General features: G+C 70.3%; 15 protein-coding genes and 1 tRNA gene. 11 read left to right on the top strand and 5 right to left on the bottom strand.

The window, feature by feature from the left end:
• Positions 1–26 precede the first annotated feature (26 nt).
• From nadA to nadC, 3 genes are read left to right on the top strand one after another with little or no spacing between them, the layout of a single operon-like run.
• Complete coding sequence (nadA, locus tag NLF94_RS05980; RefSeq protein WP_350355845.1) at positions 27–1,160, top strand: quinolinate synthase NadA; 1,134 nt, start codon at positions 27–29, stop codon at positions 1,158–1,160.
• Positions 1,161–1,162: 2 nt separating this feature from the next.
• Positions 1,163–2,785 carry an L-aspartate oxidase gene (locus tag NLF94_RS05975; RefSeq protein ID WP_254840556.1) on the top strand — a complete coding sequence of 541 codons (1,623 nt, stop codon included), beginning with the start codon at positions 1,163–1,165 and terminating at the stop codon, positions 2,783–2,785.
• Positions 2,772–3,584 carry a carboxylating nicotinate-nucleotide diphosphorylase gene (gene nadC, locus NLF94_RS05970; protein ID WP_254840555.1) on the top strand — a complete coding sequence of 271 codons (813 nt, stop codon included), beginning with the start codon at positions 2,772–2,774 and terminating at the stop codon, positions 3,582–3,584. The genes NLF94_RS05975 and nadC overlap by 14 nt, the downstream gene beginning before the upstream one ends.
• Positions 3,585–3,593: 9 nt before the next feature.
• Here nadC and NLF94_RS05965 read toward each other — a convergent pair whose 3' ends face one another.
• The 3 genes from NLF94_RS05965 to gpmI form a co-directional block, all read right to left on the bottom strand.
• On the bottom strand, positions 3,594–4,445 hold the full coding sequence (locus NLF94_RS05965) for a hypothetical protein (RefSeq protein ID WP_254840554.1): 852 nt from the start codon (positions 4,443–4,445) through the stop codon (positions 3,594–3,596).
• A 110-nt stretch (positions 4,446–4,555) separates the two neighbouring features.
• Positions 4,556–4,795: a hypothetical protein gene (locus tag NLF94_RS05960; protein ID WP_254840553.1), complete on the bottom strand. Its 240-nt coding sequence runs from the start codon at positions 4,793–4,795 to the stop codon at positions 4,556–4,558.
• 48 nt (positions 4,796–4,843) lie between these two features.
• Entirely contained in the window at positions 4,844–6,385 is a 1,542-nt protein-coding gene (gene gpmI, locus NLF94_RS05955; RefSeq protein WP_254840552.1) for a 2,3-bisphosphoglycerate-independent phosphoglycerate mutase, read from the bottom strand.
• Positions 6,386–6,563: 178 nt separating this feature from the next.
• Between gpmI and NLF94_RS05950 the strand changes: the two genes are divergently transcribed.
• The 3 genes from NLF94_RS05950 to NLF94_RS05940 all read left to right on the top strand — a co-directional run bounded on the left by NLF94_RS05950 (position 6,564) and on the right by NLF94_RS05940 (position 9,424).
• Positions 6,564–7,142 (top strand): FxsA family protein, encoded by a 579-nt coding sequence (locus NLF94_RS05950; RefSeq protein ID WP_254840551.1) that lies wholly within the window; start codon positions 6,564–6,566, stop codon positions 7,140–7,142.
• Positions 7,143–7,222: 80 nt separating this feature from the next.
• Positions 7,223–7,297: transfer RNA gene (locus tag NLF94_RS05945), tRNA-Ile, on the top strand.
• Between the two features lie 303 nt (positions 7,298–7,600).
• On the top strand, positions 7,601–9,424 hold the full coding sequence (locus NLF94_RS05940) for a hybrid sensor histidine kinase/response regulator (protein WP_254840550.1): 1,824 nt from the start codon (positions 7,601–7,603) through the stop codon (positions 9,422–9,424).
• A 20-nt stretch (positions 9,425–9,444) separates the two neighbouring features.
• On the opposite strand, the gene NLF94_RS05935 is transcribed toward NLF94_RS05940, so the two are convergent.
• Positions 9,445–9,843, bottom strand: coding sequence for a DUF5658 family protein (locus NLF94_RS05935; protein WP_254840549.1), 399 nt, complete (start codon positions 9,841–9,843; stop codon positions 9,445–9,447).
• 114 nt (positions 9,844–9,957) lie between these two features.
• Between NLF94_RS05935 and NLF94_RS05930 the strand changes: the two genes are divergently transcribed.
• The 3 genes from NLF94_RS05930 (at position 9,958) to NLF94_RS05920 (ending at position 10,828) form a co-directional block, all read left to right on the top strand.
• Positions 9,958–10,248 carry a hypothetical protein gene (locus tag NLF94_RS05930; RefSeq protein ID WP_254840548.1) on the top strand — a complete coding sequence of 97 codons (291 nt, stop codon included), beginning with the start codon at positions 9,958–9,960 and terminating at the stop codon, positions 10,246–10,248.
• A 45-nt stretch (positions 10,249–10,293) separates the two neighbouring features.
• On the top strand, positions 10,294–10,509 hold the full coding sequence (locus NLF94_RS05925; protein WP_254840547.1) for a DUF7996 family protein: 216 nt from the start codon (positions 10,294–10,296) through the stop codon (positions 10,507–10,509).
• A gap of 61 nt (positions 10,510–10,570) precedes the next feature.
• Positions 10,571–10,828, top strand: coding sequence for a DUF8006 family protein (locus NLF94_RS05920; protein ID WP_254840546.1), 258 nt, complete (start codon positions 10,571–10,573; stop codon positions 10,826–10,828).
• 80 nt (positions 10,829–10,908) lie between these two features.
• On the opposite strand, the gene ahbB is transcribed toward NLF94_RS05920, so the two are convergent.
• The gene (gene ahbB / locus NLF94_RS05915; protein WP_254840545.1) at positions 10,909–11,958 is read right to left on the bottom strand and encodes a siroheme decarboxylase subunit beta; all 1,050 of its coding nucleotides are present in this window, start codon (positions 11,956–11,958) and stop codon (positions 10,909–10,911) included.
• A 131-nt stretch (positions 11,959–12,089) separates the two neighbouring features.
• Between ahbB and NLF94_RS05910 the strand changes: the two genes are divergently transcribed.
• Entirely contained in the window at positions 12,090–13,382 is a 1,293-nt protein-coding gene (locus NLF94_RS05910; RefSeq protein WP_254840544.1) for an endonuclease/exonuclease/phosphatase family protein, read from the top strand.
• Positions 13,383–13,436: 54 nt separating this feature from the next.
• Positions 13,437–14,501 carry an anthranilate phosphoribosyltransferase gene (locus NLF94_RS05905; RefSeq protein ID WP_254840543.1) on the top strand — a complete coding sequence of 355 codons (1,065 nt, stop codon included), beginning with the start codon at positions 13,437–13,439 and terminating at the stop codon, positions 14,499–14,501.
• Positions 14,502–14,509: the final 8 nt, after the last annotated feature.

The following is a 14,509-nucleotide window of genomic DNA, read 5'->3' as shown; positions in this document are numbered from 1 at the left end:
CGGAGCAACCCCACGAGGTACCACTCATGCCCGAAATGGAAACGGTCGACCTCGAAACCGACCTGAGTCTGTTCAAGTACGACGACCTCGAGCAGTTGCCGCCGGCGTACCGCGACCTGGAGGAAGACGAGCGGACCGAACGCATCGAGGCGGCCCGCGAGGAACTGGGCGACGACGTCGTCGTCCTCGGCCACAACTACCAGCGGCGCGAGATCGTCGAACACGCCGACTTCATCGGCGACTCCTACCAGTTGAGCAAGCGGGCCGCCGAGGCCGACGCCGACTACGTGGTCTTCTGCGGCGTGACGTTCATGGCCGAGTCCGCCGACATCATCACCGACGACGACCAGACGGTGGTCCTGCCGTCGATGGAGGCCTCCTGCCCGATGGCGGGGATGGCCGAGGCGCTGCAGGTCGACGCTGCCTGGACGGAACTGAACGAGGCCGCCCCCGACGCCGACATCGTCCCCATCACCTACATGAACAGCTACGCCGACCTGAAGGCGTTCTGCGCCGAGCAGGGCGGACTGGTCTGTACGTCCTCGAACGCCCACGACGCCTTCGAGTACGCCTTCGAGCGCGGCGACAAGGTGCTCTTTCTGCCCGACAAGCACCTCGGCGAGAACACGGCCCACCGACTCGGGATGGCCGACGCCACCGCCGAGTGGGACCCCTGGGACCCCGAGGCGGCCGACGCCACCGAGGTGGCCGACGCCGACATAATCCTGTGGGACGGCTACTGCCAGGTCCACGAGCGGTTCACCGAGGGCCACGTCGAGGCGTTCCGCGCCGAACACCCGGACGGAAACGTCATCGTCCACCCCGAGTGTCGCCGCGAGGTCGTCGAGGCCGCCGACGTCGCGGGTTCGACCTCGACCATCTGCGAGACGGTCGAGAACGCCGACCCCGGCGAGACGTGGGCCATCGGCACGGAGATCCACCTCACGAACCACCTGCAGCGGTGGCACCCCGAGGTCGAGGTGCTGCCGCTCTGTGGCGACGCCTGCATGGACTGCAACGCGATGCGGCAGGTCGACCCCAACTACCTGACGTGGGTGCTGGAGGAACTGGCCGACGGCACCGAGCGCAACGTCGTCGAGGTCGACCCCCGCGAGAAGGAACTGGCGGCGCTGGCGCTGGAGCGGATGCTGGAGGTGTGAGCATGGGGGACAGCGAGACGCCACGCGTCCCGGAGACGCGAGCGGGGAGCGAGGCGACCCGCGAGCGAACGACGGACCTGCTCGTGGTCGGCAGCGGCATCGCCGGGTGTGCCGCGGCGCTGGCGGGCGCCCGCGCCGGCGCCGACGTGACGCTGGCGACGAAGGCCGCCCGCCCGGAGGAGTCGACCTCCTACTGGGCGCAGGGCGGCGTCGCCGTCGCCCGCGGCGACCCCGAGGCACTGAAGGCCGACATCCTCGAGGCCGGCGACGGCCTGTCGGACCCCGAGGCGGTCGACGTGCTGGTCTCGGAGGCCGACGACGCCGTCCGCGACGTCTTCGTCGAGACGCTGGACGTCGAGTTCGACGGTGGGGAGTCACCCGATTACGGCCGCGAGGCCGCCCACAGCGAGGCGCGCATCCTCCACGTCGACGCCTCGACCGGCCGGCACCTGCTCGCGCCGTTCCTGAACCACCTCGCCGACCACGACCGAATCGAGGTACTGGAGGACACCGCCGCCCTCGAACTCCTCACCCACGAGGGCCGCGTCCACGGCGCCCTGCTGGAGCGAGACGGCGAGTGGGCGCCCTGCTTCGCCGGTGCGACGGTGCTGGCGACGGGCGGCATCGGCTCCTGCTACCGGCGCTCGACGAACCCACGGACGGCGACCGGCGACGGCATCGCCATGGCCGCACTCGCCGGCGCCGACGTCGCGGACATGGAGTACGTCCAGTTTCACCCGACGGCGTTCGCCCCCGGGGACGCGGCCGCGACCGGCGGCGAGGACGGCCGCGGCACGTTCCTCCTCAGCGAGGCCGTCCGCGGCGAGGGCGCCCTGCTGCGGAACGGGGACGTCTCCGCGAGCGACGCGAGCGGAGGCTCGGGAGAGCGCCGCTCACCCGGCGGCGAGCGGTTCATGCCCGACTACCACGAGGACGCCGAACTCGCGCCCCGGGACGTGGTCGCCCGCGCCGTGAAACGGGAACGCGAGCGGACCGGCGAGGTTCGCCTGGACGTCTCGCCGCTGGACTTCGCGGACGAGTTCCCGGGCCTCGCCGCCGAGTGCGAGCGCCGTGGCGTCGACCCGGCCGACGGGATTCCGGTCGCGCCCGCCGAGCACTTCCTCTGTGGCGGCATCGACGTCGACACCGAGGGCCGGGCGTCGCTGGACCGCCTCTTTGCGGTCGGTGAGTGCGCCCGGACCGGCGTCCACGGCGCCAACCGGCTGGCCTCGACGAGTCTGCTGGAGTCGCTCGTGTGGGGCCTGCGCGCGGGCGAGGCCGCGGCCGGCTTCGAGGCCGAACGCGTCGAGGCGCCCGAGATGCTGGACAGCGACCCCGACATGCCCGAGGGCTTCGCCGACGAGAAGTTCGTCCGGCTCCGCCGCGTGATGGACGAGTACGTCGGCATCACCCGGACGCCCGAGGATCTGAACCGCGCGGCGGGCGTCCTGCGGCGGCTGAAGGGCGAGGTCGACGCCTACACGCGCACCCGGACGAGCCGGTCGCTGTACGAACTGCGGGGCGCCTGCGTGACCGCGCTGCTCGTGGCGCGGGCCGCGGCCGAGAACGACCGCTCGCGGGGCTGTCACCACATCGCGGAGGGGGCCGCCGTTGACGCCGATTGAGCGCTCGCAAATCGAGCGGTGGCTCCGGGAGGACCTCGGCCACCACGACGTCACCAACGACGTCGACGGTACGACGACCGGCCGTCTGGTCGCCAAGGACACCGGCGTCGCGGCCGGCCTCGACGCCGCGGCGGCCGTCTTCGAGTACCTCGACGTCGACGTACTCGACCGCCTCGAGAACGGCGAGGTGCTCGAATCCGGCGACGCTCTCCTCGAAGTCGAGGGCCCCGCCAGCGACGTACTCCGGGGCGAGCGGGTCGCGGTCAACGTCGCGGGCCACGCCGCCGGCGTCGCCACGCGGACCCGCCGGGCGGTCGACGCCGCCCGAACCGTCGACGACGGGGTCCGGGTCGCCGGCACGCGGAAGACGACGCCCGGCCTCCGCGGGGTCGAGAAGCGCGCCATCGCCGCCGGTGGCGGCGACACCCACCGGCTCGACCTCTCGCACATGGTGATGGTGAAGGACAACCACGTCGCGGAACTGGGGATGGGGGCCGCCGTCGCCCGGTTCCGCGAGCGGGCCTCCTTTGCGACGAAGATCGAGGTCGAGGTCGAGCGCCCGGCCGACGCCCGGCGGGCCGTCGAGGCGGGCGCCGATATCGTCCTGCTGGACAACATGACCCCGGCCGAGACCGAGCGAGGCGTCGAGGCGATCGACGGCGACGCGCTCGCGGAGGCCTCCGGCGGCATCACCGTCGAGACGGTGCCGGACTACGCCGCCACGGGCGTCGACGTCGTCTCGCTGGGAAGCCTGACGCACTCGGCACCCGCACTGGACTTCTCGTTTCGCACGGGCTGAGCCCCCGTCTCAGTCCTCGTGGTCGCCGTCCTCGCTTCCCCGCCCGTCGTTGCCAGCCGCATCGGCGTCGGTCGTCCGCTCCGGGCGGGGATTCGACTCGCGGCCGCCGGCGGTATCGGTGCCCGCGGGGTCCGGGCCGGCGCCCGCGTCCGCGCTCGTCCCGGTGGCGGTCCGGCCCGTGGAAACGACCGCCGACCAGGTCGCGCGCAGCGTCTCGAGGGTGTGGAAGCCGACGAGTACGCAACCGACGAACAGCACCGTCGGCGCGTCGACGCCGTTGCGGACGAGCCACGACGGGATCACCACCTCGTACCCCGACACCGAGAACGCGATTCCCCGTCGGAGGTACGGCACCGCAACGGGATACCGGACTCCCAGCGCGTCGAGAAGCATGGTACTGCCGCCGACGACGGTGATGCCGCCCGTGCGGAGGGCCTTCTCGTGGGCGGTCAGGACGCTCCAGGTTATCACCAGCAGCCCGCCGAACGCCGAGAGCGCGTCCCAGACGCCCTCAGCGTTGTCCGGGTCGACGAACAGCGCCACGACCCGCTTGCCGACGAACGAGAGCAGCCACCGGAGAACGACGATAGTGGCACTCAGTCCGCCGAAGGCGAGGAGGGCGACCAGCGGCGTCCGCGCCCACGCCCCGGGAAACCGGGGGAGATAGAGGACGCACGCGGCGACGCCGAGCGCGAACAGGCTGCCCCCCAGGGCGTACTGGCCGCTTCGCCCCCGGCGGACCACGATCGCCGTCGCCGTCGCGCCGGCCGCCAGCGCCACCGTGACCGGCACCAGGGGCGCGAGCGCGACGACGGCGACGACTCCCAGCAGCGAACCGAGTGCCGTGATACCGATGCGCACGCCCGGCGGATGGGCGCGAACCGCAATAAACGATGCGTCGGCACGCCGTATCGAAGGGGTCGGCGGCTCCGCTGCCGCCGCAGACGGGTGGATGACAGGGGAGAACGGGGTCAGTCGTTGACGGCGCCGGAGAACGTCAGCACGCCGCCGACGCCCGCGACGACGAGGCCGCCGAGACGGACTATCTGCCACTTCATCGTCTCGCCGTCGCCGCCACCGCCCATGCCGAGGAAGCCGGAGTTCTGCTGTGCGTCCAGAAGCTCCATGTGGCCGTACACGAGGGCGATGGCGCCGGCGACGAGGGCGACCATGCCGAGTACCAAGAGCGGATTCAGGCTGCTGTCACTCATTGCATCCGTAGCCTATCGTGTTAGTAAGATAAACATTCTGATTCGGAATCAGGAAAGCAGGTTCTCGCCGGTCATCGCCTCGGGGACCGGCACGCCGACGAGCGACAGCAGCGTCGGCGCGATGTCGGCAAGCGTGCCGCCCTCACGGACGGAGCGGCCGCCGTCGTCGCCCGCGGGGGAGACGTAGACGAACGGGACCGGGTTCGTGGTGTGGGCGGTGTGGGGATCCTTGGGGGTGCCCATGTCGTCGGCGTTGCCGTGGTCGGCGGTGACGAGCAGGTGACCGCCGGCCTCCCGGACCGCGGCCGCAAGCCGGCCCAGTTCGGCGTCGACGGCCTCGACGGCCGCGACGGCGGCCTCGAAGTCGCCCGTGTGACCCACCATGTCCGGGTTGGCGTAGTTGAGGACCAGGACATCCGGGCCCCCGGCGTCGATACGTTCGAGGACCCGGTCGGTCAACTCGGGGGCCGACATCTCGGGCCGGTGGTCGTAGGTGGCCACGTCGGGGCTGTCGACGATTTCGCGGCTCTCGCCGTCGAAGGCGACCTCGCGGCCGCCGTTGAGGAAGTACGTGACGTGGGGGTACTTTTCGGATTCGGCCGCCCGCAGTTGCGTGAGACCGGCCGTAGAGATGGTCTCTCCGAGCGTCCGCTCCGGTTCCAGCGGCGGGTACGCGACGGGCACGTCGAACGTCTCGTCGTACTCGGTCATCGTCACGAGACGGACCTCCGGCGGCGCGGTGTCGTACTTCCAGACGGGGTCGATGTCGGCGAGCATCCGGACCAGCTGTCGGGCGCGGTCGGCGCGGAAGTTGAAGCAGACGACGCCGTCGCCGTCCTCGAGTGTGGGACCGCCCTCGATCAGCGTCGGTTCGACGTACTCGTCGGTGTCGCCGCGATCGTAGGAGGCCTCGACGGCCGCGACCGCGCTGTCGGCGGCGTGCGGCGCCTCCCGGTCGACGATGGCGTCGTAGGCGCGCTTCGTCCGGTCCCAGTTCTCGTCGCGGTCCATCGCGTAGTACCGGCCACAGACCGTCGCCACGTCGCCGGTCCCGCGGTCGTCGACTACCGTCTGCAGTTCCGAGAGGTAGCCGGCGCCGCTCTTCGGGGCCGTGTCCCGGCCGTCGGTGAAGGCGTGGGTGACGGTCTCGACGCCGCGCTCGGCGGCGAGGTCGATAAGCGCATGGAGGTGCGCCTGGTGGGAGTGGACGCCACCGTCCGAGACGAGACCCATGAAGTGGACCCGTCCGCCGTGCTCGCGGGCGTGGTCGAAGGCGCCCGCGATGGCGTCGTTATCGGCGAAGACGCCGGCGTCGATGTCGTCGGTGATGCGGGCGGAGTCCTGCTTTACGACCCGGCCGGCCCCGATGTTGAGGTGGCCGACCTCGCTGTTGCCCATCTGTCCCTCGGGGAGACCAACCCGTCGACCGTGCGTTTCGAGGGTGCCGAACGCCCCCGACTCGCGCAGGCGGTCGAACGCCGGCGTCTCGGCGGCCGCGACGGCGTCGGCGCCGCCGGTGTCGGGAGCATCGTCGCCGTTCCAGCCGGTTCCCAGGCCCCACCCGTCGAGGATCACCAGCGCGGCTCTCATTACCCGAGAGGAGTCGACGGCGGCCTAAGGCGGTGTCGGTGTTCCCTCGATTACAGGCCGGTACTCGCCGCCGGCCAGCGAACCCCCCTCGCTCTCCGAACCGCCCGTGACGGACCGGAGCGTCCCTCGACGGCGGCGTCTCGGAAACGTTTTCCGCGGGCCGCCGGTACCCCGAGGTATGGACCTGCGGGTCATCGGCGTCCTGCTGCTCGTTCCCCTGCTGGACGCCATGCTGCTCGTCGCCATCGCGACGCGTATCGGCCCGGTTCTCACCGTCGCCATCGTCGTGCTGACGGCGTTCATCGGACTGCTACTCGCCCGTGCGGAGGGCCGCCACACGATGGGGCGGATACAGGACAAACTCGCACAGGGCGAACCACCGACCGACGAACTGCTGGACGGCGGGCTGTTGCTCATCGCCGGTGCGCTGATGTTGACGCCGGGGCTCGTCACCGACCTCGTCGGACTGATACTCGTCCTCCCGCCGACGCGGTACCCCATCCGAATCGCGGCGAAGAAGTACGTCGTCGGTCCCTACATCGACACCAAGACCGGCGGCTTCGCCAGCGGCAACGTCTACGTCGGCGGCTTTCCGAACGAGGGCGACGGCGAGTCGTTCCCCGGACAGGGCTTCCCCGGCGACACCGACCGCGAGCGCGTCGAGGTGGGCGAAGACGAGTACGAGTTCACCGATGTCGACGAGGGGACGGACGCCGCCGGTGGCGCCGGGGACGGCGAGGACACCCGCGACCGCTGACCGTGTCAGGGCCCGCCGGGGGGCCGCCGAAAAGAAACGTTTAAACAAACGACGGCGCTACGACGAACTGCGCCTACCTAGGGCCAATAGCTCAGCTAGGTATGAGCGCTCGGCTGATAACCGGGAGGTCCTCGGTTCAAATCCGAGTTGGCCCATCCCGATTCCGCCCGGTCCTTAGCCGGACGGAATCACGGGCCAAACTCCCGTAGGCGTCTACTTTCCGGCGATGCGATAAATACCCATAAGGGTGCTTCTGAGGGATTCGATACGTTCCTTAGTGGTCCCCTTCGCCCTCCTGTGATACTAGCCTCGGCTCGTTCTGCGGGGTGATACGGGTCGAGTCGGACAGTGACGGAACCCTTCTCTCCGGGGGCCGGTCGACGCTTCCGTGCCCGCTCCGGGGGCGACGTTCACCGGGCGGCGACCACACTTATCCGGCGGAGCCGTTTAATACGCCCATGGAGAGGGGGATTTGGGTACTCCACGTCGACGACGACCCGGCCGTGCCCGAACTGGCCAGGAAGTTCCTGAAACGCGAGGACGAGCGGCTGACTGTCGAGTGCGTCTCGGACGCCGAGGCGGGCATCGAGCGGCTGACCGACGGCGAGTTCGACTGCGTGGTCTCCGACTACGAGATGCCGGGCACCGACGGCATCGAGTTCCTCGAGGCGGTCCGCGAGGAGTACCCCGAACTGCCGTTCGTGCTCTTCACCGGCAAGGGCAGCGAGGCGGTGGCGAGCGAGGCCATCTCGGCGGGCGTGACCGACTACCTCCAGAAGGGCGCCGGCACCGAACAGTTCGAACTGCTTGCCAACCGCATCACGAACGCGGTCTCGCAGGCCCGGAGCGAACGACAGCTCGCGGCCGAACGGCGCCGGTTCCAGTTGCTGTTCGAGCGGCTGTCCCAGCCGACCGTCGAGGTCGAGTACGAGGGCGGAGAGCCGGTCGTCCGGCGGGTGAATCCGGCCTTCGAGGAGACGTTCGGGTACGCCGAAGACGACGTCGTCGGGGAGTCGCTGGACGCCTACATCGTCCCCGAGGAGTACCGGGAGGAAGCCGAGGCGATCAACGACCGGGTCCGCGAGGGCGGGCGGCTCGAATCCGAGGCGGTGACCCGCCTGACCGCCGACGGCGAGCGGGAGTTCCTCCTGCAGAACGCCGCCTACTCGGACGGGTCGGGCGGATTCGCCATCTACAGCGACGTTACCGACCGGGACGCACGCGAACGGCAACTCAAACGGAGCCTCGATCTGCTCCGTCACACCGAGCGACTCGCCGGCACCGGCGGCTGGGAACTCGACGTCGAGACCCGCGAAGTCCACTGGACCGACGGCGCCTACGCCGTCCACGGCGTCGACTCCGACTCGGATTTCGAACCGACGCTGTCGTCGATTCTCGAGCTGTACCATCCCGAGGATCGAGACCGGATACAGCGGACCATCGCGAGCATCCCCCAAGGCGAGGAGCCGTCGACCGAGGAACTGCGGCTATTGCCGCGCGACGGCCGACGGCGGTGGATCCGGGTCGGCGGCGAACCGGTCACCGACGACGGTGAAGTCGTCGCCCTCCGCGGTGCAATCGAGGACATCACCGAGCGCAAGGAGCGCGAGCGGGAACTCCGGCGACAGAACGAGCGACTCGAGGCGTTCGCCTCGGTCGTCAGCCACGACCTGCGGAACCCCCTGACCGTCGCCAAGGGCCGCCTCGAACTGGCCCGGACCGAAGAGGACGGGGCGGACGAGGACCTCGAAGCCGTCGCCGAGGCCCACGAGCGCATGGAGACGCTCATCGAGGACCTCCTGGCGCTGGCGCGCAGCGGCCAGCAGGTCGACGACCTGGAGACGGTCGATCTCGCATCGGTCGCCGAGGACTGCTACGGCAACGTCGACACCGAGGCGGCCACGCTCGTCGCCGACACCACCGCGACGGTACGGGCCGACGAGAGCCGACTCCAGCAGCTGTTCGAGAACCTCTTTCGGAACGCGATCGAACACGGCGCAACGAGCGGTCCGCCGTCGGCCGAGGACGATTCGGTGACGATAACGGTCGGCGATCTCGGGGACGATGCGGGCTTCTACGTCGCCGACGACGGAACCGGCATCCCCGCAGACGAGCGCGAGCGGGTCTTCGAGAGCGGCTTCTCGACCGCCGAGGAGGGGACCGGCTTCGGCCTCACCATCGCCCGGGAGATAGCCGAGGCCCACGGCTGGGAGCTGACCGTGACCGAGAGCGCGGCGGGCGGCGCGCGGTTCGAGGTCACGGGCGTCGACACCGCCACCTGAGGGCCGTCGAGCGGCCCGGCTCACACGAGCGACCCGCCGAGGACGATGACCGAGAGGTTGTTGGCGAAGACGAACAGCCCGGCCGCCAGCAGGCCGCCGACCCACAGCTCGAAGCTCCGGGCCATCACCCACGCCTCGACGCCGCGCGTTCGCTCGAGCAGGCGTATGTACGCCGCCAGCAGCGCGACGGTGACGACGACCCCGGCCAGGTTGAGCGCGAGGAGGCGCGGTACGCCCCGTGAAAGCGCCTGCCGAACGAAGGGGTTGGCCTCGGCTCCGACCCCGTACAGCGCCGCCGCGTACAGCGTCGTCAACAGATCGAGCGAGAACAGGAGGTACAGCGCGCCGCCCGTCCACGACCAGTACTCGCGGACCTTCCCCGTGCCGACGTGCCAGTTCGCCCCTATCTCCCGTTCCATATCGTCCCCTTCGACTCGGCCGGGGTAGCCGTGTCGCCGGTGTCGTCCCGTCTTTGAAGTGGCGTCGGCCGCGGAGCGGTAGCGTTTTGGCCGTGCGCTCGGTACGTATGCTGGATGATAGAACGGCTGGCGCGACAGCTACGGAAGGAAGAGCGGGACCTTCTGGTGCTGGAGGCGGTGCTGGAGCACCACCCCATCGGGATCACCCGCGTCGCCAGCGAAACGGGCGTCGACGAACACAAGGCTCGCTACTCGCTGCGCATGCTGGAGAACGACGGTCTCGTCGAGCCGACGCCGAACGGTGCCGTGCCGGCCGACGACGTCGAGGCTCGCATCGAGGAAATAAACGGCGGCATCGACCACCTCATCGAGCGCGTCGGCTCGCTTCGAATCTCCGAAAACTGAGGCGAAACCGGAACGCTCGAATCCTTCGACTCCCTACCGGCGGGTATGTCGACCGATTCGAGGCTCCCCGGCTGGGCCGCGGGCGTCCTCCTGCTCGCCGGGACGATAGCGACCGCCGGCGTCGCCGACTACTTCCTGTCGAACTCCGGCTACGAGTTCCTCGGGACCTACGTCTGGGCCGCCTGTTACGCCGGGGCGCTGCTCGTCGTCTGGACGGTCTGGCTACGGGACATCGAGTTGACCGGCCCGGTCGACGGCTGAGCTACCCCGGTCGACGGCTAACGGAACCATTAAGACCGAAACAGCGCGATACCCGATACGGATGTTCGAGTTCCCCCTGCAGGTGGTCGACGACATTCTGCGCCAATACAGCGTCGCGCACGTCATCCTCATCCTGTTCGTCTTCGGGGTTCTGGCGGGATTCGTCAAGAAGTCGCTGAAGCTCACGGGGCTGCAGTTCACGCTGTTCGGGCTCGTCTTCTTCCTGACACCCATCAGCACGCACCCGATGTACTTCCAGTATCTCGGGCTCGGCCTCATCGTCGTCGGTCCCGTTGTCTTCATCGCCGCCGAGGACTGACCCGTCGTTCCCCCGACCACCGCCCGGCCGTCACTGTCCGTTCGTCGTACGTCCGGGACCGCCGTCACCCCACCTCTCCTCTACCCGTCGCCGACGATCTCATCGTACCGGGCGCCGGTCTGTTTCAGCGTCTCCGTCGAGTAGAGCCGCTCGTGCTCGACGGGCAGGTGCTCGGCGGCGAGTTCGTCTATCTTCGAATCGACCGCCGCCGCGTCGCGGCCGTGAATCATGGTAAAGAGGTTGTACCGCCACCCCTGCTCGGGCCGCCGCGGGCGGTGATAGCACAGCGTCACGTACGGGAGCGCGCCGACGGCCTCCCCGCGGGCGTCGAGTTCGTCGTCGGGGACGTCCCAGACGACCATGCAGTTGGCGTCGAACCCCGTGACGACGTGGTTGACGACGCAGCCGATCCGCTTGATGCACCCGGCCTCGCGGAGCGACTCGATGGCGGCCAGCACGTCCTCGACGGGCGCGTCGACGGCCTCGGCGACGTCCCGGTACGGGGTCGCCGACAGCGGGAAGCCGTCCTGAATCTCCAGGAGGAGGTCCCGGTCCAGCGCCGAGAGGTCGGCCGCCGCCGTCTCGGCGATACGCGTCGCCGATACCGACGTCTCGGCGACGGACTCGCGGGCGAAACTGTCGTCGTTGACCACCGGGAACTCCAGGTCGATGTAGAAGTCGGTCAGCATCGGGAGGTTCAGCACCTCACAGCCGGTCTCGGTCTCGATGTCGGCCAGTATCTCGTCCCGTCTCGAGAGCGACCCCGCCGTGACGACGAACCACATGTTCCACTCGTGGTCCCGGCGGTAGTTGTGGTTCACCTGCCGGTAGCCGTTGATCACCTCGGCGACCGCCTCGAAGCGGTCCTCGGGGGCCTGCACCGCCGCCAGCGTCGAGGCGCCGATGACGGGCGGGTTGAGGACGGCCCCGAACCGACGGAAGACACCCGTCTCGCGGAGGCGTTCGACGCGTTCCAGCGCCTCGTACTCGTCGACGCCGAGCGCCTCGCCGACGCGCCGGAACGGCCGCTCCTCGACCGGGAATCCCGACTGGTAGCCATCGACGAGCGCCGCGTCCACCCCGTCGAGTCCCTTTCGCCAGTCGTCGCCGTCGGCCGCTGGCGAACTCATTGTCCGCCGTAGGGACCGCGGGGATTAGGGTCCGTCGGTTCCGGAATCGGGCGGCCCGCTCGTTCCGGCGACGCTCCCCTATCGGTCCCACCACGAAGCTCATACCGCCGCCACGCGAAGACAGCCCCGGAATGGTTCCGCACGACGCCGCCCGCGTCTCGCGTCGCCGACTGCTCTCCGGTGCCGCCGCCCTCGCCGCCTCGGGCGGCGTCCTGTCGGCGCCCGCGGCGGCCGAGGCACCGACGCTGTCGGTGATGACGCGCAACCTCTACGTCGGGGTCGACCTGTTCCGACTCTTCGAGGCCGGTGACTTCGAGCAGTTGCGCGCCGTCGCCGGCGAGTTGCTCGCCGACGTCGAGGCCCATCCCTACGCCGCCAGGGCCGGGGCCGTCGCCGGCGAGATAGCGTCGACGGAGCCCGATGTCGTCTGCGTCCAGGAGGCGGCGCTGGTCCGGACGCGGGCGCCGAGTCGGTTCGACGGTGACCACGACCCCGGCGCCTCGGAGGTCGTCGTCGACCTGCTCGGGCTTCTCTCCGAACGGCTCGCCGCCCGCGGACTCGACTACGGCGTCGAGACCGAACTCGTCACGAACGACGTGGAGGTGCCCGCCGACACCGGCGACGGGACCGTCGACCTCCGGTTGACGAACCGGATCGCGGTCCTCACCCGCGAGGACGTGACGGTGACCGGCACGCGCGGCGACCGCTTCGCGGCCGCCGTCCCGGTGCCGCTGGAGGGAATCGACCTCGCCATCGAGCGCGGGTTCGCCGGCGTCGATGTCGCGGTCGAGGGCCGCCCGGCCACCGTCGCCACGACCCACCTGGCGGCGCTGTCGGCGGGTATCCGCAACGCGCAGGCGGGGGCGCTCGTCGACCGCCTCCCCGGCGACCGCCCGGTCGTGCTGGCGGGCGACTTCAACAGCGGTCCCGGAAGCGGTCCCGGCGCCTACGAACTGCTCCGGGAGTCCTTCGAGGACGCCCACGCGACCCTGCGGCCGGACGCGGCGGGGCCCACCTGCTGTCACGGCGCGGACCTCCGCACCGAGTCCTCGACGCTCTCCCGCCGTGTCGACGCCGTCCTCTACCGGGGCGGCGCCCGGCCGACGGGCATCGACCGCGTCGGCGAAACGCCCGCCGACCGCGTCGCCGCCGAGACCGACGGCGAGACGGTCCGTGTGTGGCCCTCCGACCACGCCGGCGTCGTCGGGTCGCTGTCGGTTCCGCCGACGGCCACGGCGACGCCGACCGCCACGTCGGGGACCTCGCCGACGGCGACGCCGACCGGTGGGACCGACACGCCTGCGGCGCCGACGAACGACGGTCCCGAGCCACAGCCAGGAATGGGAGTCGTCACGGCGGTCCTGGCGGGCGTCGCCGCGACACTGGCGGCGCTCCGCCGGCGAACCGACGAGGTCGAGGACTGACCGTTCGGTCGCCGAAAGAGGGACGTTTTTGGCGCGGTAGCCCCAACGCCCGACATGGCGAAAGCGACAGAGAAGTACGGCGAGTGGCCGCTGCAACGGCTGATGACGGAGGTCGTCGGCTCCGGGCACAAGTCCGCCGACGACATGACCCGCGAGCAGGCCGCCGAGGCGTTCCGACGCATCGTCGACGGGGTGCCGGACCCGACGACGCTGGGGGCCTTCTGGCTGGCGAACCGCTGGAAGCGAAACACGCCCGAGGAACTGGGCGCCTTCGTCAACGTGATGAGCGAGGACGTCGAGACGGCGTCGCCGGACTGCGACCCCGTCGACTGCGGCGCCAACTACGACGGAAAGGGCCGCAGCGCCATCTTCGGCGTCGCGGCCGGTCTCGTCGCCGCCGCGGCCGGCACGCCCGTCGTCGCCCACTCCGGGGACCGCGTCCCGACACAGAAACAGGACGCCTACAAGCACGTCCTCGAGGAACTCGGCGTCCGGACGGACCTGGCGCCCGCCGAATCCGCCGCGATGACCGACGAGGTGGGCTTTGGCTTCTACTACCAGCCCAACTTCGCGCCCGCAATCGACGCCCTCGCGGAGCGCCGCGAGAAGATGGGCGTCCGCACGTTCGTCAACACCATCGAGACGCTGGCCAACCCCGCCGAGGCGTCGACGCATCTGGGCTCCTTCTATCACCTCCCCTATGCCAAGCGCATCATCGACACCTTCGGGGAGAGCGAGACGGCCACCGTCGACCGCGTCGTCATGTTCCAGGGCATGGAGGGGTACGACGACGTCCGGCCGGGGTCGACGAAGGTGGCCGTCTGGAACGAGGGCGAGGAGATGGACGACTTCGACATCGAGACCCCCGAGTACGGGATGGACTTCGAGAGCGAGGACCTCGCTGTCGAGGACGTGGCCGCCGACTCCGCCGAAATCACCGAGGCGGTGCTCGAAGGCGAGCGGGAGGACCGCTTCGCCGACGCCGTCGCGGTCAACGCCGCGCTCCGGGTCTACGCGGGCGGCGACGCCGACGACGTTCGCGGCGGTCTCCGGCAGGCCCGCGAGGTCCTCGAGAGCGGTGCGGCCGCGGAGCGACTCGAGGCGTTGCGGTCGTTCTGAACCGCCCG

It is taken from the genome of Natronomonas marina, from assembly GCF_024298905.1.
GTDB classification, from domain to species: domain Archaea; phylum Halobacteriota; class Halobacteria; order Halobacteriales; family Haloarculaceae; genus Natronomonas; species Natronomonas marina.
This window is presented reverse-complemented; position numbering and strand designations above follow the sequence as displayed.